Here is a 20,908-nt window from a genome sequence, read left to right on the forward strand (position 1 = left end):
CCCCGGCGGGAGAGGGGGCTTGCGCATGCATGTGGGCATACGGTCAAAAAACGGCTTCTTGCGCCGCCTTGCGGAAGTAGTTGACGAGCGTCAGCAGCCCTTTATCGAAATTGTCCAGGTTGAGATGCTCGTCCGGCGCGTGCAGGTTCTCGTCCGGAAGGCCGAAGCCCATCATGACGACCGGGGCGCCCAGGACGCTGGCGAACGTCGCCACGACCGGGATCGAGCCGCCGTCCTTCGTGAATACGGCGCGCGCGCCGTACACTTCCTCATAGGCGTCGGCTGCCAGCTGCAGCAAAGGGTGGGTCGGATCGCAGCTGAAGGCGAGCGCTTTCTCGCCCGGTTTGAAATGAAGCTTCGCGCCGGGCTGGATGTACGCTTTCATATGCCGTTCGATCCGGTCAAGCGTCCGCTGCGGATCCATGCCGCCCACGAGCCGGCACGTGATTTTGGCGTGGGCTTCCTTCGGGATGACCGTCTTGTTGCCTTCTCCCTGGAACCCTCCGTACATGCCGTTCACTTCCAGGGTGGGCCTTGCCCCGATCCGCTCGGCGAACGAAAAGCCCTCCTCTCCGTACAGCGCGTCCAGGCCCAGCTTTTCCGCGAGCTTCCGCTCGTCCGGATTGTAGCTGGCCATATCGGCCTTCTCCATTTCGCTCAGCTCGGGAACGCCTTCGTAGAAGCCTTCCACGGCGACGCGGCCCTTTTCGTCGTGAAGCGAGGCGAGCAGCGACGCCATCGCGTGCAGCGCATTCGGCACTCCGCCGCCGTAGGATCCGGAATGGAGGTCGGTATTGGCGGTCGATACGGTCACTTCCATCGAGCAGAGGCCCCTGAGTCCGGTGCAAATGGATGGCTTGCCGCGCTCGAGCAGCGAGGAATCCGAAACGACGACCGCATCGGCCGAAAGCTTGTCCTTATAGGCCGTCAAAAATTGGGGCAGGCTTTTGCCCGAAATTTCCTCTTCGCCTTCGATGCAGAACTTGATATTGACCGGGAGCTTTCCTTCCTGCCGCAAAATCGCCTCTACGGCTTTGATATGCAAGAACAGCTGCCCCTTGTCGTCCGTGGCTCCCCGCGCATACAGCTTGCCGTCGCGGATTTCCGGTTCGAAGGGGGGGCTTGTCCACAGATGCAGCGGATCGACCGGCTGTACGTCGTAATGGCCATAAATGAGCAGCGTGGGCTTTCCGGGCGCGTGCATATGCTCGGCATACACGATCGGATGCCCGTCCGTTTGATGGATTTCCACCTGCTCCATACCCGCCCTCGTCAAGGCGTCGGCGAGCCAGCTTGCGGCCGCCTGGATGTCCTTCTTATGCTCCGACAAGGCGGAGATGCTCGGAATGGCCAGCCATTGCTTCAATTCGTCCAAATGCCGCTCGCGCTGACCGGCGAAATAATCCGCGTAACTCATGGGAACACGATCCTTTCGGAAATGGATGGGGTTCCCTTGATTTTACCATTCCTTGCGCGGCATAGAAAATGCTCCGTTCGCAAAGCAGCGCGCGCTGCAACCCTCCGGGTCACTCCCGGATCTCCTCCCGCATCGGCAGCACGTCCGCCGGAATGCCGCCCGGCCCCACCTCGCGCAGCTGCGCCTGAAAACGGCCGTAGTAGCGAAACACGGTCCCGATCAGCGGATTGACGACCTGAACCGATATTTTGAACGTTTCCTGGCGGTCGTCGTACCATTCGCAAACGTCGGCAACGCCGGTAAACGGCGCGGGAAAACGAAAGGCGAGCCGCCCTTCGTAAAACCGCTGGTCGCCCGAGCGGATGCGGATGCCGCCGTTTTCGGCCACGGATACATCGAGGTCGACCGCCAAATGCTGCTTCGTCCCCAGATAATCGACGATTTTGCCGCGCTTGCGGCTGTAAATCATCGTGGCGTCGAACCGGCGCACGGCATCAGGGAACCGGAAGGAGCGGCACCAGGTGACCGTTTCCCGGCCGAAGCCGTCCTTATAAGCGTAGTTGTCGATGGAAAAAGGTACGCGCACCCCGCCCTGCGGAAACAGGATGCGGCGGTACGTTCCGATATGAAGCGGCAGCGCGGCCATTTTGGAATACCAGATCCGGTCCATGACCCCGAAGCCGACCGAAGCGACGCCATCCTCGCTGCCGAAGCCGAAGCGCTCCCGGATGCGGGGGTGAAGCCGATCGAAATCAGTTCCCAATGCTTGCCGATAAATGGATGTCATCGCGCGTTCCTCCGTTCGAGGGGGTGTTGGACAAGGCTGGGGCCTCGGGCTTTCGCTTGCAGCGTCCGGCGTCCGGCAAGTCCCGAAGCGTAAGGGCGGCGAGCGAGCCGAGCCCGAGCATGGATAGGGTGAGGGGGACGGGGCCGAACGGAGCCGCCGCCGTTTCGGGCGCCGTCGCGAGGGCGACGGCGCAAAGAATGGCGAGCGCCGCGCCATGAAGCGCGAACAGCCAGCGGCGGCGGTGCAGGACCGCGATCAGCAGCGCGGCGCACATCTCGGCGGCGCCGAGAACGTAGGCGGCTTCCGTTTCGAAGCCGGCGAACAAGCCGGCCGTCCGCAGCAGCTCCGCCTCTCCGGTTTCGGCGAACAGCAGCTTGGGCACGAGGCCTTGATACAGCCAGAGCAGCGAAAGCGCGGCGACGCATCCGTAATGAACGAGAGCCTGGCGAATGAGGGACGCGGGCGAAATCCCGCGCTCCAGCCAAAGGCGAAGCAGGTCGAAGCTCCACGCCGTCGCGAAGCCGAACAGCGGGCGGAACAGCAGCTTGTCGAACAGGCGTCCGGCCGCGCCGAACCGCGTCTCGTAATCGAACCGGGTGGAAAAGACGACGCCCTCGCCCGCAGGCTTGTAGCGCCAGTAGCCGCCGCCGCTCCGGATGAGCGAAATGGTTTGCTCCGAGCCGAACCGCAGCGTCGACAGCCGTCCGCCGTCCGGCAAATCCGTCCGCGCTTTCGTTTCTCCCGTTCCCTCGATGTCGAGGCTGAATCCGATCCGCGTCCGATATCGAAACCGCTGCGGGGAACCGTCGTTCGGCCGGGGCAAATACGTTATCGAGGAAAAGCGCAAATCCCAACGCTCGTGCAGCTCCGGGGTCTGGGTATGCCGCCACAGCGCGTCCATGTCGGCGCGGATGGGCAGCTCCACGTAAATGGGTTCTTTTTTCATCACGCTTCTCCTTTACTCTTCGTCTTCGAGAAACCGGCTCTTCAGCCGTTCGTCAGGCACCAGGCACGCCTCGCTTCTTCCGAACCAGCGGTACCGGTTTCGCGCCACCCAATCGTAAACCGCGTTGCGCAAGCCGGAGGGGACGATTCGCAAACCGTACAGCAGCGGCCACGGCCAGGGCAGCCCGCGGAATACCCGAAGCGCGGCGTCCGCCTTCGTATAATGCCGTCCGCGTTCGATCAGGACGAACGTATCGAGGCGGTCGGCGGCCATGCCGCTTTCGGCCAGCCATCGCTTTCCGAGCCGGGACTGGAGCGAGGCGAACCGGAAGCGGGCGCGCGGATCGTGCCTGGCGACGAAACGGGTTATGCCCTGGCACAGGATGCAGTGCCCGTCCACGAGCAGGATGGCGGGCTCGCCGTTCCGGGGCGTTCGGAGCTCCCGGCGTGATGCGGGGCGCTCAGGGCGCCCGCCGTCGTCATGATGCATGTCCATGCCGGGTTCCCCCTTTGCAGCTTTTTCAGAATAAAAGAACCGGTTAGACGCATGCGGCTGAAGCCGGTTGGGTAAATAGGACTCACCTGAACCAGACAGACGCATGCGGCCGGAGTCAGTTGGGTAAATAGGACTCATCTGAATCGGCTAGACACATGCGGCCGCACACAGTTGGGTAAATATGACTCATCTGAGTCGGCTAGACACATGCGGCCGCACTCAGTTGGGTAAATATGACTCATCTGAATCGGCTAGACGTATGCGGCAGCACTCAGTCGGGTAAATAGGACTCATTACGCATGCCGCGCGCACGCTTCGACCTTCCGCCCGAATTCTCCACCCTTCACCATCCCCGGGAGTTCTGTTTTTCCAAGGACGCCGTCAGGCTTTTTTTTATGGAACCCGCCGCGGCGCCATGCATGCTTGATGGTTTTATTTTAGACCGTTGCCGACTTTGCGTGCAGTTCCAACTTGCATAGATCGAAAGAAAACGAGGGTTCTACGGAATGTAGTACCCCGGGGCGGCGTTTTTCCGCCGCAATCGTTACATTTGTAACTATAAACTTTTCCGTCCTTCCCGTCATAATGAAAGAAGACAATCGTCTCGAACGGAGGGATCGGATGCAAGTCGCGAAGCTGCGCAATATCGTTAAACGGTACGGAAACGCTCTGGCGCTCGATCATGTCGATCTGGATATTCACGAAGGCGAAATTCTCGGACTGCTCGGCCCGAACGGCGCAGGCAAAACGACGCTGATTCACGCCCTGGCGGGTCTGGTCGGCATCGATTCCGGAAGCATCGAAGTTTTCGGCAAAAACCAGCGCCGCCACCTTCTCGACATCAAGCGGGACATCGGCCTGGTCACGCAGGATATCGCCATTTTTGAAGATATGGTTCCTGGGGAAAATCTTGCTTTTTTCGGCGGCATCTACGGGTTAAAGGGGAACGCGCTGAAGACGCGGATAGCGGAAACGCTGGCGTTCGTCGGGCTGTCGGAGCACGCCAAAAAGACGCCGGCCAAGTTTTCGGGCGGCATGAAGCGGCGCCTGAATATCGCCTGCGCGCTTGTCCACCGCCCGAAGCTGCTCATCATGGACGAGCCGACCGTCGGCATCGATCCGCAGTCCCGCAATCATATTCTCGAATCCGTCCGGGAGCTTCGGCGCAGGGGGACGACGATATTGTATACGACGCATTACATGGAAGAGGTCGAGGCGCTCGCCTCCCGCGTCGTCATTCTGGATCAAGGCCACGTCATCGCCCAGGGCACGGTCGACGACCTCGTCCGCCATATCCAGCACGAAGAAAAAATGACGCTGGAAGTGGCGGAGCCCGGCGAGCCGCTGCTCGCCAAGCTGCGGGCGATCCACGGCGTCAAGACGGTCGCGCGGGACGGCTCCAGGCTGCTGATCGTTTCCCGGGCGGGAACGGATACGCTCGACCGGGTACTGGCGATCGCGAGGGAGGCCGGCGGGGTTCGCTCGGTTAACGCGGAAAAGCCGAACCTGGAGGACGTGTTTCTGACGCTGACCGGCAAGCAGCTGCGCGACGGCGGGAGGGAATAGCGATGTTTTGGCATCTTTTCCGGTACTCGCTGCTGCGGCTTTCGCGCTCCTATTTGGCGATGGCGCTGCTCGTTCTTACCCCGCTTGGCCTCATTTCCGTCATCGGACTCGTCAGCGGACAAATCGGCGCAAGCGGGGAAGGCCGCACGGGGATGGACTGGATCGCGGCCAGCTTCGTGATCGGTTTCCAGACGATCGGAGGCTCGTATACGCTGCATTATTTTCATGAAGACTTGTTCCGTCCGTTTAAATGGCGGATGCGTTCGCTCCCGCTGCGCATCGACGCGTACGGCTATTCGCTGCTTCTGGCCAGCACGCTGTTCAGCGCGTTTCAGGGGCTCGTTCTTATCCTGTTTACCGACTGGGTTTACGGCGCGAACTGGGGCCCTTTGCCCTGGGTCATGCTCGTCGTTCTGACGGTTTCGTTTCTGTCGCAACTGGTATGCCTCCTTCTTGTGTTGACGGTCCGCCGTTTCAAAACGGCCGAACGGCTGTCCGAGGTCTACGGCCTCGGTTCGATGCTGCTTGCGGGCATCATGTTTCCTTTGCCGAATACGCCGTTTTTCGATTTTCTGTCTACGTACGGCAACCCGATTTCGCTCGGGATGAACGCGATTTTCGCGATGGCTCACGAGACGGATAAAGCCCCGGCTTACGTCTTTTTGGGACTGCTGCTGGCCGCGACGGCGATATGCGCCGGGGCTGCCGCGCTGCTGGGGAGAAAGAGGCTGATATGACCATCTTCGTTTTCGCGCTCAAGCGAAGCTTGCGGAATGTTTACAACCTCGGCCTGCTGCTGGTCGCCCCGCTGCTCGTCATGTTTTGGCCGCCGAACGAGGGGTCGCCGCTGCCCGTCGGCTACCGGTACTTCGGCATCGTTCAGCTGTTCGCCGCGGCCAAACTGGTGCATATCATCCTCGAAGACCGGATGAGCCGGGTCGTCGTGCGCATCGGAGCCGCGCCGGTCACCCATTTCCGGTATTTGCTGCAAAATCTGCTGGCCTATGCGCTGCTGCTGATCGCGCAGGCCGCCGTTGCCGTCGCCGGCGGAATTCTCGCGCACGGGGAGGTGTTTCCCGCTCCGTTCGCGCTGTTTTTGCTATTTGCCTGCTTTGCGATGACGGCGATCGGCTTTTCGCTCGCGTGGTGCTCTCTGTTCCGCAACAAGGAAGCGTCGCTCAGCGTCATGAGCGGTGTCATTATGCTACTATGTCTGGTAGGCGGATTATTTTGGCCCGTGGAAATCATGCCGCCGTTCATGCGGCGCGCGGCGATGATTTTGCCCACGTACTGGCTGGCCGAAGGCATAACGCTGGCTTCGTTCGAAGCGGCTTGGACGAAGCTGATCGTCCCGGTCGGCATGCTGCTGATGTTTACCCTGCTGTTCGTGTTGACCGGCAGCAAAAGGAGGATGGCCTGACACGACCATGACGAACGGACCCGGCGGGTTTGGCGCGGCGTCCGGATCGGACGCCTGGACGCCCGGAACCGGCATCGCGCTCTGGCGTTTCGCGGGATTGCTCCTGCTCGCCGCGCTTTGGCTGTCCGGCCGAAGCGGCGTCGCGGGAGTCGTCCTGCTGCTGTTTCTTGCGATCATGGCGGCGGCCCGTTGGCGGTTGGCGCTGCCCGGATGGACGGTGCTGCTCGACCAGGCGGCTTGTCTCGCTTGCACCGCGGCCTGGCCCGAGGCGTGGTACGCCCTGGCGCTGCCGGCGTTCGAAGCGGCGCTCGCCGGCAGGCTGTGGCTGGCGCTTCCGGCCGCAAGCGTTCTGCTGCTGTCCGATCGGCCCGCCCTGATCTCGCTTGCCGTGCTCGCGCAGGGGGCGTTGGGCGGCTGGGCGATGCGGGCGTGGTCGGTGCAATTGACCGCCAGCCGGCGGGAAGCCGACCGCGCGCGACGCGATCGTTACGAGCTGGAGCATCTGAAAACCGAGCTGCTGCAGGCGAACGTCGATGCGGCGCGGCTTGCGGCGCTGACCGAGCGCGGCCGGATTGCCGCCGAGCTGCACGACCACGCGGGGCACGAGCTGACCGCGGCTGCGCTGGCGCTTCAGGCGTTCGACCAGCTGCGGAAGGAGGGCGATCCGCGGGCGGACGACCTGTTCGGTCAAGCCGAGCGAAGGCTGGCGAGCGGCACGGCATATATGCGCGAGACGGTGCGCGCCATGATTCCGGCGACGCCGGTCGGCGCGGATCTTCTCGAAGAGGTATGCCGCGACTTTGCCGCCTGTCCGATCCGGTTTCACCGCTTCGGAGATACGGCGCGCATTCCCGCCTACCAGTGGACGATACTGGAGGCGTGCCTGAAAGAGGCGCTGACCAACGTTGCGCGCCATGCCGATGCCGACAGGGTCGACGTATCGTTGGACGTCGGTCCGCATATCGTGCGGCTTGACGTGCACGATGACGGCGCCGCGGGCCCGATCGGGCGGAGCGAAGGCGAAGCCGCGAACGAAGGCGGCGGCATCGGCCTGCGAAATTTGCGTCGGCGGGCGCGCGCCGTCGGCGGCAGCCTTTCCGTCGACAGGAGCGAGGGCTTCAAGCTGGTGTGCGTGCTGCCGCTGGAGCCGGAGGAAACGGAGCGCGAAGGCCTGTAAGCCGCTTCGACGTCAAGGACGCCGCAGCATGTGCGGCAATGGCGGCTCTGGCGATTAGGCAAGACGGTTAATAAAGAGCGAACGTCTCCGGCCAGCCGGCGAGGGGCTTCAAGCTTGCGACGGGGAGCTTTTGCCGGCGGAATCGTCTTTTCGTTATCTGACCGGCGAATCATCGGAACCTGCAAATCTGCATCCTTTTAAGCCGAAACGGCCGACAGAGGGTGAAATTCATACGAATGTGCAGGTTTTGCCGGAGCGAAGGTTCTGTTTTGAGCCCGTTCGTTCAGAAAAACTGCACTATTGTATTTCTGCTTCCGCAAGCATCGCGGTTTGCAGGAAAAGCCTGCGTAATTGCAGGTTTCATCCGGGAGGGTGCTCGGCCAAATCCGGCCAAGCAAGGAGCGAGAAAGGAGATGCGGCGATGAAAATCGTCATCGTGGACGACGATCCGCTCGTCTGCCAAAGCCTGGAGCTGCTGCTCGGGCGCGAGCGGGACATCGAGGTGGCCGGCACGGCAAGCGACGGCGCCGCCGCGATCGCGCTTTGCGCGAAGACGCAGCCTGACGTCGCGCTGATGGATATCCGCATGCCCGGCGCCGACGGCATCCAGGCGACGCGCCAGATCAAAGCGCAATGGCCGCGAATCCGGATCATGATGCTGACGACGTTCCAGGACGAACAAAGCATTCGTCTCGCGCTGCTGGCCGGAGCCGAAGGCTATTTGATCAAGTCGGGCAAGGCAAGCGGCATGGCCCAGCAGCTGCGGCTGCTCATGTCCGGCACGTCGGTGCTGGACGGCGATGCGCTCAAACGGCTCGTGCAGCCGGACCGGGAACGGACGGAGGAGCTGACGCCGCGCGAGAAAGAGATCGCGGAGCTCGTCGCGCACGGCTGCTCCAACCGCGAAATCGCCGCCCAGCTTTTGATCGGCGAAGGAACCGTTCGCAATACGCTGTCCGTCGTTCTCGACAAGCTGCAGCTGCGCGACCGCACGCAGCTGGCCATTTATTATTGGCGGAAACCGACATAGCCGTCCCCCCTTTGCCTTCACTCCCCCTTTATCTCCTTGCATAATCCGCTTTGCGCCGGTCGGCCCGTTTTCGCTCTCTTCGGCGAGACGAAACCGGGCTTCGCATCCAAGCCGATTCCCGCCCTCGTCTTCCATTCGAATCTCGGGCCGAATGCGATCGTACGGTTGCCGCGCGAATTCCGCCACTCCCCTCTTCCGCCGGGCTGCGGCAAGGGCCGTCCCGACCGGGGCGGCCCTTGCTGCGCCTGCTTTTTCAGAATAAGTCAAATCCCGCAACAAAGTGCAAACCGGAATTTGCGACGGGCAATAAAGTCCAATTGCAGGAAAAACACGCGAGTCTTACGATAAGGGGCATCAACAGATCAGTCGATGGAGAGGTCGTGATGCGCTTGGAAAAACCGGTTTCGATGCAAGGGGTGCGGCCGGCGGCGTCGAAAGCCGCTTCCCCCGGCTTATGGCGGAGCATCGTCAAAGACAAATATTTATATATGCTCGCCTTGCCGGGGCTTTTGTATTTCCTGATTTTTAAATATTTGCCGATGTGGGGCATCCTGATCGCGTTCCAGGACTACTCTCCGTTCCTTGGAATGGGAAAGAGCGAGTGGGTCGGCCTGGAGCACTTTCAGCGATTTTTCTCGAACCCCGATTTTTTCATGCTATTTCGCAATACGATGGGCATCAGCCTGATGAACCTGTTTCTCTTCTTCCCGCTGCCGATCGTGCTGTCGCTCCTGCTCAACGAGGTGCGCAGCGAGCTTTACAAACGGACGGTGCAATCGATCATTTATTTGCCGCACTTTCTCTCGTGGGTCATCATCGCCAGTCTCAGCTTCATGCTGCTCTCTCGGGCGGACGGCGTCATCAATCAGCTGCTGGCGGCATTCGGCTTCGAACGGGTGGACTTCCTGACCAATCCCGACGGATTCTGGCTCCTGTTGACGATCCAATCTATCTGGAAGGAAGCGGGCTGGGGCACGATCGTCTTTCTTGCCGCGATGGCGGGGGTCAATCCGCAGCTGTACGAAGCGGCTCGCATGGACGGCGCCAATCGCCTGCGCCAGATGTGGCACATTACGCTGCCGGCGATCCGGAACGTGATCGTCATCCTGCTGATCCTGCGTCTGGGAGACATCATGGAGGTCGGCTTCGAGCAAGTGTTCCTTATGTATAACGGAGCGGTGTCCGAAGTCGGCGAGGTGTTCGATACGTATGTCTATCGCGTCGGCGTTCAGCAGGGAGAATTCAGTTACAGCACCGCCGTGGGCCTCTTCAAATCGCTCGTCGGCCTTGCGCTCGTCCTGCTCGCCAACTCGCTCGCGAAGCGCTTCGGCGAAGAAGGCGTCTATTGAAGAAAAGGAGGGTCATTCCCATGCCGTCGAAAAGGCTTGGGGATCGCGGGTTTCAAATGGCGAATGCCGCCGTGCTCGGGCTTCTGTCGATCGTGACCGCGTTCCCCCTGTATTACGTGTTCGTCGTTTCCTTCACGGATCCGATCGAATATCTTCAGAAACCTCTTGTCCTGTTTCCGGAGCGGTGGTCGCTCGCATCGTACAGCTACCTGCTGTCGACGCCCGCCTTCCCGAAAGCGCTCGGCGTCAGCGCCTTCCTGGCGACGGTCGGCACGGCATGCAGCCTGATTGTCACGTCTGCGCTCGCCTTCACGCTGTCCCGGCGGCGGATGAGAGGACGTCGTTTAATCCAGCTGTGCATCTTGTTCACGATTCTGTTCGGCCCCGGCATCATCCCGAACTACTTGCTGATTAAAGAGCTGTCGCTCATCAACAGCATCTGGTCGGTCATCCTGGTCTCGCTTACGAGCGGATGGTACGTCATTCTGATGCGGGGCTTCTACGACGGCATACCGGAGGAGCTCGACGAGGCCGCCGCGATCGACGGCTGCAACGACATCGCTTCGTTTTTCCGGATCATTTTGCCGCTCTCGCTGCCGGCGCTGGCGGCTTTCGGGTTGTTTTTCGCCGTGTCCTTCTGGAACCAGTATTTTAACGCCCTGTTGTATCTGAACGACTCCGATAAATGGCCGATTCAGGTGCTGCTGCAGAACATGCTGATCGATGCGTCAAGCAGCAGCCTCGGAGAAGTGGATCCGCTCATGAAGCCTCCGCCAAGCGAAACGTTGAAGATGGCCGCCGTCGTCATCGCCATCGCCCCGATCGTCGCGGTCTATCCGTTCTTGCAGAAGCATTTCGCGAAAGGCGCCATGGTCGGTTCGATCAAGGGATGATAAGGGTTTCTCTATGAAACCGTATCATATATTATGAAATGGACAAGGGAGGATCTTCGATGATTCGTCTATGGAAAAACAGGAAGAAGCCGGCGGCATGGCTGCTTGCCGGACTGATGGCCATGTCCGCCGCGCTGTCGGCGTGCGGCAACGGAGGCGGAGCCGGCGAAACGCAAGGAGGGGCGTCATCCGGGCCGTCGTCGCAGGCGGCAACGCCCGAGAGCATTCGAATCATGAGCCAGTTTTTCGGCGCGGCGCCGCCTGCCGCCGACAATCCGGTCGAGCTCAAGATCGAAGAGGCCACCAACACGAAATTGGACATCGAGTGGGTATCCGCAAATAACTATAAAGACAAGTTTAACGTCACGCTTGCCTCGGGCGATATTCCGGATTTGATTCTCGTTGCGAATCCGTCCGATCCGGTTTTCCGGAAAGCGGCGGAGCAAGGGGCTTTCTGGGATGTGGCGCCCTACATCGATCAGTACCCGAATTTGAAGGACAAAATCGCTCCGATCGCGTGGGAGATGACTTCGATCAAGGGCGCCAACTACGGCGTACCGCGCCCGCGGCCTGTCGAAGGAGAGGCGTTCTACATCATCCGCAAGGATTGGCTTGAGAACGTAGGGCTGCCGGAGCCGACGACGCCGGAACAATTGTACGAGGTTATGAAGGCGTTCACAACGCAGGATCCCGACGGCAACGGCCAAAACGACACGATCGGACTCGCCGGGCAAGCGGATCCGGACGGCATGGGCTTGTTGGCCGAGGTAGAGCGCATGTTCAATCGGGCATACGGCGAGTGGAAGCTTCAAGAAGACGGAACGCTGGTGAATTTGACGGTGACCCCGGAAACGCGCGAATCGCTTGTCTATTTGACGAATGCGTATCGCGAAGGGTTGATCCCGCTTGACTTCGCGTCGCTGAAGCTCTCGCAGGTCAAGGATATGTTCAAGGCGGGGAAAGCCGGCATTCTGGTCGAGAAGGCGGGCGCGATGCAGGAATATTACGAAGCCTTGAAAGCGACCGTGCCGGATTTGGCATTTACCGATCTGTATCCGCTTACGAATGTAAACGAATACAATCCGAAAGGCTCGGGTTACTCCGGTTTGAACGCGATTCCGAAAACGGTATCCGAGGACAAGATGAAGAGAATTCTGGCCATGCTCGACAGCTGGAGCGCGGACGGCGTCTTCAAGCTTCATCAGCAAGGCATCGAAGGCATCCACCATACGTTGCAGAACGGAGAAGCGGTGCTGAACGCCGAGAAGATCACCGCCGACGCGATCGGAGAATACAGCCAAATCGTATACGTCGCAGACCCTTATGCGAGCTCGGTGAAGGTGACGTTCCCCGACGAAGCGAAGGAGCTCTACAAGAAAATCCAGGACGAGCGGGAAAAGACGAGCGTCGAAAACGTCGGGGCCCCCTTGGTTTCGGAAACGGGTCAGTCGTATTTGCCGGAATTCCGCAAAACGGTGCAGGATTTGAAGACGAAGGTCATTCTCGGCCAGAAGACGATCGAAGACTGGGATGCTTTCGTCGCTTCGCTCGCATCGAACGAAACCTTCAAGAAGATGACGGAAGAAATAAACGAAGCCTATAAAAACAAGTAACGAACGGCACGCCCTCCCTTCGAACGCGACGAGGAGGGCGTTGGCCCGGGGGGACGGTCTGCCCATGCTCCGAGGACACTATCGCAAAAGCCTGCTCACGTTTCTTATTTTCGCCAGCCTGCCCGGCCTGATCGTGGGCGGGGTGCTGTATATCGTGAGCAAAAACCAAATCGAAACCGAGCTGCAGCAGGTGCATGACGAGCAGTTCGTCCAAACCGTGGAGACGATGGACGAACAGTTTTCGTATTTGGAACAGTCCATGGCGCATTGGGCGTTCGACCCTCAGTTTACCGAAAACCTGAAAAACCTCGATTTTGCGAATAACTACCAGGAAATTCACGAGATTTACCGGACGCTGCTCGTAATGGAAGGATCGAACCCGCTGATCGGCCGGGTCGAGTTGTATTTGCGGGAGCCCGCATCGGTCGTATTTACGCCGGATCGGTACGATCGTCTGACGCCGGAGCGAAGCGAGCCGTATCAAGCGCTCCTGTCCGCGGAGAAGTCGTTGTATTGGTCGGGCGGCAACGGGACGGTCATGCTGGTTCATAAGATCCACAGTCTAGGCGGGGCCGATCCCTTCGGCGCGCTCGTTTTGTATCTGGAAAAAGAAAAGGTTCTGCAGCTCGTCCAAACGCTTACGCCGTACAACCAGGGAACGTCCTTTCTGTATGACGCCTCCAAGGGCCAGTGGCTGTACACGATTTCGGAGGGAAACGCGCCGTCGAAGCTTGATGCCGTCATCATGGAAGAGATTTTACGAACCGAAAAAAGCGCCGAGACATTTTTGTTGGACTGGGAATCGAATCGGTACTCCGTCACGCACGGCAGCTTTGCGCGCATGGGCGTCGAATGGCATTACGCGTCGGCCGCGCCGCTTACGAGCATTACCGCGCCGGTCATTTTCCTTTCGAAAATGATTTTGTACACGAGCGGCGGCTTGCTGCTTTTGGCGGCCGTCGGCTCGTGGTTCGTCTCGCGGCGGCTGTACTCGCCGATCGACAGGCTGATGAAGCTGGCAGGCGTCGTCAAGCCCGAGGCCGGGGCGGAGCGGGCAGCGAGGAACGAGTTCGAGCTCATTGAAACCCACTGGAACCATCTGTCCCGCGAAAGCCAAATCCTGCAGCGGCGACTGGACGAACAGCTGCCGCAGCTGCGGGAAGGTTTTCTTATGCAGCTGCTTCACGGCTATATGTACGCGTATACGGACGATGAACTGATCAACCGGATCGAATCGTTCGGCGGCGAGGCTCGGGACCGTCGGTTCTGCATCGTGCTTATCCAGCTGCTCGGCTTCTCGAAGCTTGAGGGCCGATTCTCCGACGGCGATGAGGGACTCGTGACGTTCGCCGCCGCCAATATGGTGGAGGAGATCGTCGCCACGTTCCCGATCCGGGCGGACGTCGTCAACTTTCAAGACCTGTCGCTGGGGCTGCTGGTGGCGATTCCGAGCCGCATGTCGAGGGAGCAGTTCGAGGAAGCGGTCTACCGGGCGAGCGAGGAATTGCTCGCGTCGATCGAGCGGTACTTGAAGCTGCAGGCCGTCATCTGCATCGGCCGCACGACGGCCTCGATAAAGTCGGTGCCGGTTCTGTTCGAGGAGGCGAAGCTGGCGGCCGGCTTCCGTCACGCGGGGGAAGGGAATCTGATCATCGACATCGAGAAGATGGACGACGCCGGGCGCGACCATGCGCCGGATTACCCCTTCGATCTTGAGCGGCAGACGCTGCGCGCCGTGCGAGTCGGCAACGCCGACGAGGCGGTTGCCGGCGTGCGCGCGTTTGTGCAGGCGTTCGCGGAGGCGGGGGTCAAGGAGGGGGCGTTGAAGCAGGGCATGCTGCATCTTCTCGGGAGCTTGCTGCGCGTCGTGCTGCAATCGGGCCTCAACGCCCAGCAGGTATACGAAGGCGCGAATCTGTACGAGCAGCTGCTGCACGTTCGCGAATCCGACGCGCTGCCCGATTGGTTCGACCGCAAGGTGATTCGCCCGTTCATTCGCGAGCTGTCGCAAAAGCAGAATGCGCAAATGCGGCAAACGATCGAGAAGGCGGCGGAGCTGCTGCGCGAATCGTATCGTTCGGATATTTCGCTCGATTCGTGCGCCGATCGATTGAAAATCAGCCCGTTTATTTTGAGCAAGATGTTTAAAGAAATCGTCGGCGTCAATTTCATCGATTACTTGACCGATATCCGGCTCGAAAAGGCGCGCGAGCTGCTGCGGGATACGGACCTAAAAATAAGCGAGGTGGCCGAAAGCGTCGGCTATCAGCACAGTTATTTCAACCGGCTGTTCAAAAAGAAGGAAGGCGTCACGCCGACCCATTATCGGGAAATAAGCCGAACCGGCGGCTGACGCCTTCGCCGAAAGGCGGTAGGATGATGAGAACAAGATCGGATGGCAAAGCCGCGGCGACGCGAGCGTTTGAAATGGAGGCGTTCCGGTCGCCGGCTTCGGCTTACGGCATTCATCCGTTCTGGTTTTGGAACGGAGCGATGGAAGACGGCGAGATCGTTCGTCAGATCGAAGAGATGGCGTCCGGCCGGCTCGGAGGGTTCTTCATTTGCCCGCGGCAAGGCTTGCAAATCCCGTATTTATCGGATCTATGGTTCGCCAAGGTTCGGCTGGCGGTCGCGACGGCGGCCCGGTACGGGCTGGAGGTATGGCTGTATGACGAGTACCCGTACCCAAGCGGGATCGCGGGTGGAGAAGTGACGCTTGCGCATCCGGAGGCGAAGCAATATACGCTTCAGCATCGCACGGTGCCGGTTCCCGGCGGCGGCACGTGCGACGCGATGCTGCCATGGGCGCGGCTGCTTTCCGCGCGGGCGGTGCCGATCGACGCGGCGACGGGGCGGCGGGATTGGCCGCGGGCCGTGGACGTTTCCCGCCATGTCGGCAATCATCAGGCGGAGCCGGTGTTTCAGAAAGCCGGGCTGACCGCGTACAATCGAAAACGGTTTTTTACGTACGACACGGTCAAGCGGTTGGCATGGACGGCCCCGAAGGGAGCGGAGTCCTGGGAAGTCCATTGCTTCCTCGAGGAGGAAGTTAAGGATTTCAAGTATTACGGCACGTTCGTCGATCCTTGCAACGAAGAGGCGATGGCCGCCTTCATCGCGTTGACGCACGACCGGTACGCGGAAGAATTGGGCGAATTTTTCGGCTCGACGATTCAGGGCATGTTCACCGACGAGATCGGCCTGCTCGGACCGATGCCGTGGTCTCCGAGGCTGCCGGATGCGTTCCTTGCGCGAAACGGGTATGACCTTCTGGAGCATATTCATGCGCTCTACGATTCGGCGGCCGAGGGCGCTGCGCGGGTACGCTACGATTATTATCAAACCGTGCACGAGCTGCTGCGAAGCTCGTACCATAAGCAGGTTTGCGATTGGTGCGAGAAGCACGGCTTGCGTTACGCCGCCGAGGTGCCTTCGGTGCGCATGACGACGCAACGATTCAGCCATGTGCCGGGCGGAGACAGCGGCCACGAGAAGCTGGGGCGCTCGCTCGACTGGATTTTGGGCCACGGGCGCTGCGCGTACAGTCTGCGCTACAACCCGAAGATGATCAGTTCGCTCGCGAACCAGCTGTCCCGCGAGCGGGTGCTGATCGAATGCTTCCACAGCGTCGGCTGGTCGATGACGCTGCAGGACGCGCGGTGGATGATCGACCGATTGGCCGCGCTCGGAACGAACTTTTTCAATTTTCATGCCTTTTTTTATTCGATCGACGGACTCGCGAAGCACGACGCGCCGCCTTCCCAGTTTTATCAAAATCCGTATTGGTCGCATTTTGCGAAGCTGGGGGACTACGTGAGACGGATTTCTTACGTCATGAGCCGCGGGCGGCCGGACCGCCCGATCGCCGTCGTCGATCCGACCACGACCTTTTGGACGCATCTCGGCAATCCGTTTCACGAGTTTCAATACGGCGGAAACGACGAAGCGGAACGAGCCGAGCTCGAGCGGCTGAAAGAGGCATGGGCCGGCGTCTGCAAAACGCTGACGATCGCCCAGCGGGACTTCGACCATCTGGACCCGGAGCTGCTCGGGGAGGCCTCGATTGAAGAAGGGACTCTGCGTCTCGGGGACGCGAGATACGAAGCGGTCGTGCTGCCCCCGATGACGAATTTGGAGGAGCCGGCTTGGCGGAAGCTGGTCGCGTTTCGCGAGGCGGGCGGACTCGTCATCGCGGTCGGCGAGCTGCCGACCGAATCGTTGCGGCCCGGCGACGCCGTGCCTGCCGGGATGCGGGCGGCGCTGACGCCGGTTTCGCCGTCTTCGTTGGTGCCTTTGCTGGAGAAGCGGCTGCCGTCTGCCGTTCGCGCGGATTCGGAGAGAAAGACGCTTCTGCTGCATCGCCGTTTGTTGAAGGACGGCGCTTCGCTCATCTTTCTGACGCATCAGGAAGACGGATGGATCGCGCCTGTTTTGCGCGTGGCAGGCGAGCCGGGCGCCCGGGGGATGCGGTTCGAGCTGCTCGATCCCGAGACAGGCGAGTCGTCCCCGCTCGCCGCGGAGCGAAGGCCCGACGGGTCGTGGGACGTGCGGCTGGAATTGGCGCCGTATGCATCGGCCCTGGTGCACGCGACCCCGGTGCATGCGGCTCCGGTACATGTGGCCCCGGTGCATGAGGACCCCGTGCATGCGGCTCCGGCCGCGGGCGCAAGTTCGGCTGAGGCTTCGCCGCCGTGGCCGTGGCGGATCGAAAGCGCCGGACCGTGGCGCGTCTCCGCGGACCGAGCCAACGCCGTGCGGTTCGACAAGTTCGTCTTGTCGGTCGAGGGAGCGGAGGGCTTTGTCCGCGCGGGTCTCGTCGAGGCAAAGACGTTTATCGACCAATGCGAGGACATCGCTTCCGAAGAGGCGTTCGCTTTGCCGCTGCGGTTCCGCCAACTGTTCGGCACGCCGATGCGGCTGGGCATCGCCTATCCGGTCCGCTGCAGATACGAGGCAACGTTCGACGTCGAACGGCTGCCGGAAGCCTGCTTCGCGCTCCGGGACGCGGGCGCGATTTCCGGGGCGCATACGCTTTGGGTGAACGATACGCCGTTCGCTCCGGATCAATTCGCGCCTCGGTTCGTGTACGATCATGCCAACAGGGTCCGCGATGTTCGGAACGCGTTGCGGCTCGGGCGGAATACGATCGCCGTGGATGTCACGGTCGAACGGGACTGGGACGGGGTCGCGGACGCGATCTACCTGTTCGGCGACTTTGGCGTTCGCGGCGGAGAGCAGGGCGTCGCGTTGACGGTACTTCCGGAAGCGGCAGAGCTGCGGGGCGGCGTTACGGACGGGTTTCCGTTTTTCGCGGGCAGCCTGATTTTCGAGCGGACGGCGGCGATCGACAGCCTGCCGGTCGCCGCCGATCGCTTCGAGTTGCGGTTCGAAGACTGGGACGAAGCCATCCACGACGTCGTCGAAATACGGGTGAACGGCGTCTCGCTCGGCGTTCGTCCATGGACGCCGTACGTCTGGTTCGGACCGGTCGAGCTTCTTCGAACGGGCGACAACAAGGTCGAGGTGATCGTGACGAATACGCTGATCGGCCTGTTGGAAGGAAGGACGTTCGACGATCGGACGCATACGCTTCAGCCTGCGTTGCGCTAACGCGGGGAGCGGGGATCGCTTTCTGGAGGCGATCCCCGCGCTTTTTCAACTGGGGTATTTCTAACCATGCATGGAGTTTGGCAGGTTGGGGATGCCGCTTGCCGTTCAAACGATAAGCATGCGTCCGACAGTGCCGTCCTTCGGAAGACGCGCTTTCATTTCCGCAAATGGTGTACCCGAAAATTTCGCCTTCATGCCGCCGACCGCGAGCCAAACTCCGAATGTGCCCGAAAATTCACTTTTATCCCGCCAGCCGCACGCCTTCATAGCCGTATCCAACAGCCAAACGTGTCCGCCGTCCAAGGATGTCGAAACCCGTTCCTACCCCGTTCAAAGGAATGTTCAAATTCAGCCACCGGGAAGGCCGGGTCGACCCTCGCGGATCCGGTTGAGTAGCGGATTCTCTCTGAACCGCAAGACGCACATGGCCGAGTCAGTTGGGTAAATATTACCCATCTGAACCGCAAGACGCACGTGGGCCGAGTCAGTTGGGTAAATATTACCCATCTGAACCGGCTAGACGCACGTGGGCCGAGTCAGTTGGGTAAATATTACCCATCTGAACCGGCTAGACGCACGTGGGCCGAGTCAGTTGGGTAAATATTACCCATCTGAACCGGCTAGGGTGACGCTTATTTCCTATCTTCTTCGCAAAGCCCTTTGCGCCGCACTTTCTCGACCGCCTGCTTGCTCGTTTTCGCGCCGAGCTTTTTCAATATTTTGTTGACCTGGTTTTTCAGCGTGCTTTCGGCCTTGTACAGTTTTTGCTCGATTTGGGGCTGCGTGTAGCCTTCTTCGATCAGCTCGAACACTTCCCGCTCGGCGGGCGTCAACGCCTTGAGCTGCTCCTCCCGCTTGAGCCGGGCGAATTCCTTCAGCAGCGCGTCCATCGCGGCCGGATGGCGGCAAGCGGTGCGGATGGCGTGCGGGATATCCTTGAACCGGCTTTTTTCCACGTAATCGACCGCTCCCGCCGTAAAAGCCTGCGTGATGACGCGCTCGTCCGACAGCGAGGTGAGCATGATGATTTTGGCCGGCCGGATGTCGTGGATTTCCATGGCGGCGTAAATGCCGTCGAGCCCGCCTTCCCCGAGCTGAATGTCCATAAGCACGACGTCGAACTCCAGCGTCCGGGCCATCCGCACGGCCTCTTCTTTCCGCATGGCCGCCCCGACGACGAGAATGTCTTCTTCATGGTTGAGATAGCTCGTCAGCGCCTTGATCCATTCGGGATCGTCCTCGACCAGAAGCACTTTGATATGTTCCATGTCAAAGATCTCCTCCGTTTAAGGAATTCAGCACGGCCGAAGCGGGAAAATGCAGCGTGACGCGGGTCCCTTCGTTGACCCGGCTGGACAATTCGACCGACCCTTTGCTATCGCGCATCACGTTGTACGCGTAAGACAGCCCGAGACCGAAATTGCCATCCCTGCTTTTGGAGCTGTAAAACGGTTCGAACACCCTGCCAAGAAGGTCTTTGGGAATGCCGATTCCGTTGTCCTCGACGGACAGCGATACGCCGTTGCGGTTTTGCGCGAGCCCGATGACGATCGTTCCTCCGCCGGGGAGCGCCTCGATCGCGTTGGAAAGCACGTTCTCCAGCGCTTCCGCGACATGGAGGGGATCGCACAGCAGCGTCGGCCGAACCGAGAAGTCGCAAACGAGATCGATTCGATTCCGGTCCGCCCGCTCCCGGTTGCGCGCCGCCGCCGCTTCCGCCAAAAGATCGAGCCGGCACGGCTCCGGACGCAGCTCGATCCGCTTCGTCCGGCCGTGAACGCGCTCCGCCATCGCGAGCAGGTGGGCCGATGCGCTCTCGATCAGCGCCAAATGCTCTCTTGCCGCTTCGTCCGCGCCGGACAGGGAGCGCTTTGCGTTTTCCGCGCCGATGGCGATTTTGCCGATTTCGTTTTTGATCGAATGGGCGAGCAGATGCGTGCCGGAGCTGGCCGCCTGCATCGCGCTTTCCATCGGGTCCCGTTCCACGCGCAGCTTGATGCCCAGCACGCCGTACACGAACAGGCTTAATGCGGCCACCGCGAAGGAGTAGACGAAAAACAGCGAGACGTACCGAAAAAAATCGAAATCCGGCGCGATCAGCTTGGCCGCGTAAATCAAAAATAGAACGGCCAGCAGGCTGGGCACCATGATAAGCGTCGTCATGAGGCGGTTGCGCCGCTTGACGCGGTTATTTTCTTTCAAAAGCGCGGCGACGAGCAGGAAGCAGGCGCCGGCGTAACAGGGCGCGGCCCAAGCGAGCAGCCAGCCGTAATCGATGCCCTGGCCGAAAGCGAGCGTCGCCCCCAGCATCGACGCGGGCGGAATGAGCAGCAGCCATTTCCATAGCCGAATCCGGGCGGGGCTTGCCGCCGGCAGCGAATAGACGAGAGCGAAGACGGCGACCGCGTACGGCGTCAGAACGAGGTTGGCGTATTGCACCGCCCGCGCGGCCTGCGTCCAGCCGGCGTCCCGCAAAACATCGGTCAACCCTCCGATCGCCGCGAGCGCGAGAAACGCCGCCGCCCACCGGTTGACTTCGCCGCGCGGGTTGCCCGCCAGAAGCACGATCGCCGCGCCCGTCAGCGCGAAAAAATAAAGGAGCATC

Annotated in this window: 16 protein-coding genes; 10 read left to right on the top strand and 6 right to left on the bottom strand. The window is 60.7% G+C overall.

Features of this window, described 5'->3' with window-relative positions; all coding sequences use genetic code 11:
- Positions 1–43 precede the first annotated feature (43 nt).
- From B7E11_RS15490 to B7E11_RS15505, 4 genes are all read right to left on the bottom strand, one after another.
- Positions 44–1,417: a dipeptidase gene (locus tag B7E11_RS15490; RefSeq protein WP_080836227.1), complete on the bottom strand. Its 1,374-nt coding sequence runs from the start codon at positions 1,415–1,417 to the stop codon at positions 44–46.
- Between the two features lie 109 nt (positions 1,418–1,526).
- Positions 1,527–2,204, bottom strand: coding sequence for a DUF4166 domain-containing protein (locus tag B7E11_RS15495; RefSeq protein WP_080836228.1), 678 nt, complete (start codon positions 2,202–2,204; stop codon positions 1,527–1,529).
- Positions 2,170–3,150 (bottom strand): DoxX-like family protein, encoded by a 981-nt coding sequence (locus tag B7E11_RS15500; protein WP_080836230.1) that lies wholly within the window; start codon positions 3,148–3,150, stop codon positions 2,170–2,172. The genes B7E11_RS15495 and B7E11_RS15500 overlap by 35 nt, the downstream gene beginning before the upstream one ends.
- A 12-nt stretch (positions 3,151–3,162) precedes the next feature.
- Positions 3,163–3,645 (bottom strand): thiol-disulfide oxidoreductase DCC family protein, encoded by a 483-nt coding sequence (locus B7E11_RS15505; protein ID WP_245809742.1) that lies wholly within the window; start codon positions 3,643–3,645, stop codon positions 3,163–3,165.
- A 621-nt stretch (positions 3,646–4,266) separates the two neighbouring features.
- On the opposite strand from B7E11_RS15505, the gene B7E11_RS15510 reads away from it, so the two are divergent.
- From B7E11_RS15510 to B7E11_RS15560, 10 genes are all read left to right on the top strand, one after another.
- Positions 4,267–5,211, top strand: a complete 945-nt coding sequence (locus B7E11_RS15510) for an ABC transporter ATP-binding protein (RefSeq protein WP_080836232.1) — start codon at positions 4,267–4,269, stop codon at positions 5,209–5,211.
- A 2-nt stretch (positions 5,212–5,213) separates the two neighbouring features.
- A complete protein-coding gene (locus B7E11_RS15515) occupies positions 5,214–5,948 on the top strand; it encodes an ABC transporter permease (protein WP_080836234.1) in 735 nt (244 codons plus the stop codon).
- Entirely contained in the window at positions 5,945–6,631 is a 687-nt protein-coding gene (locus tag B7E11_RS15520; RefSeq protein ID WP_080836235.1) for an ABC transporter permease, read from the top strand. Before B7E11_RS15515 ends, B7E11_RS15520 begins: the two co-directional genes overlap by 4 nt.
- Positions 6,632–6,638: 7 nt before the next feature.
- Positions 6,639–7,808: a sensor histidine kinase gene (locus tag B7E11_RS15525; protein ID WP_080836237.1), complete on the top strand. Its 1,170-nt coding sequence runs from the start codon at positions 6,639–6,641 to the stop codon at positions 7,806–7,808.
- A 421-nt stretch (positions 7,809–8,229) separates the two neighbouring features.
- Positions 8,230–8,838 carry a response regulator transcription factor gene (locus B7E11_RS15530; protein ID WP_080836239.1) on the top strand — a complete coding sequence of 203 codons (609 nt, stop codon included), beginning with the start codon at positions 8,230–8,232 and terminating at the stop codon, positions 8,836–8,838.
- A gap of 407 nt (positions 8,839–9,245) precedes the next feature.
- Positions 9,246–10,187, top strand: coding sequence for an ABC transporter permease (locus B7E11_RS15540; protein WP_240353476.1), 942 nt, complete (start codon positions 9,246–9,248; stop codon positions 10,185–10,187).
- Positions 10,188–10,207: 20 nt separating this feature from the next.
- Entirely contained in the window at positions 10,208–11,080 is an 873-nt protein-coding gene (locus B7E11_RS15545; RefSeq protein WP_080836245.1) for a carbohydrate ABC transporter permease, read from the top strand.
- Between the two features lie 59 nt (positions 11,081–11,139).
- On the top strand, positions 11,140–12,693 hold the full coding sequence (locus B7E11_RS15550) for an extracellular solute-binding protein (protein ID WP_080836247.1): 1,554 nt from the start codon (positions 11,140–11,142) through the stop codon (positions 12,691–12,693).
- A gap of 64 nt (positions 12,694–12,757) precedes the next feature.
- Positions 12,758–15,046: a helix-turn-helix domain-containing protein gene (locus tag B7E11_RS15555; RefSeq protein ID WP_080836249.1), complete on the top strand. Its 2,289-nt coding sequence runs from the start codon at positions 12,758–12,760 to the stop codon at positions 15,044–15,046.
- A 26-nt stretch (positions 15,047–15,072) separates the two neighbouring features.
- Entirely contained in the window at positions 15,073–18,303 is a 3,231-nt protein-coding gene (locus B7E11_RS15560; protein ID WP_139787220.1) for a glycosyl hydrolase, read from the top strand.
- Between the two features lie 632 nt (positions 18,304–18,935).
- Here B7E11_RS15560 and B7E11_RS15570 read toward each other — a convergent pair.
- Together B7E11_RS15570 and B7E11_RS15575 are read right to left on the bottom strand one after the other, a co-directional pair.
- Positions 18,936–19,571: a response regulator transcription factor gene (locus B7E11_RS15570; RefSeq protein WP_080836255.1), complete on the bottom strand. Its 636-nt coding sequence runs from the start codon at positions 19,569–19,571 to the stop codon at positions 18,936–18,938.
- A 1-nt stretch (position 19,572) separates the two neighbouring features.
- Entirely contained in the window at positions 19,573–20,907 is a 1,335-nt protein-coding gene (locus tag B7E11_RS15575) for a sensor histidine kinase (RefSeq protein WP_080836257.1), read from the bottom strand.
- Position 20,908: the final 1 nt, after the last annotated feature.

The sequence above is a fragment of the Cohnella massiliensis genome, assembly GCF_900169535.1.
Lineage (GTDB): Bacteria > Bacillota > Bacilli > Paenibacillales > Paenibacillaceae > Cohnella > Cohnella algarum.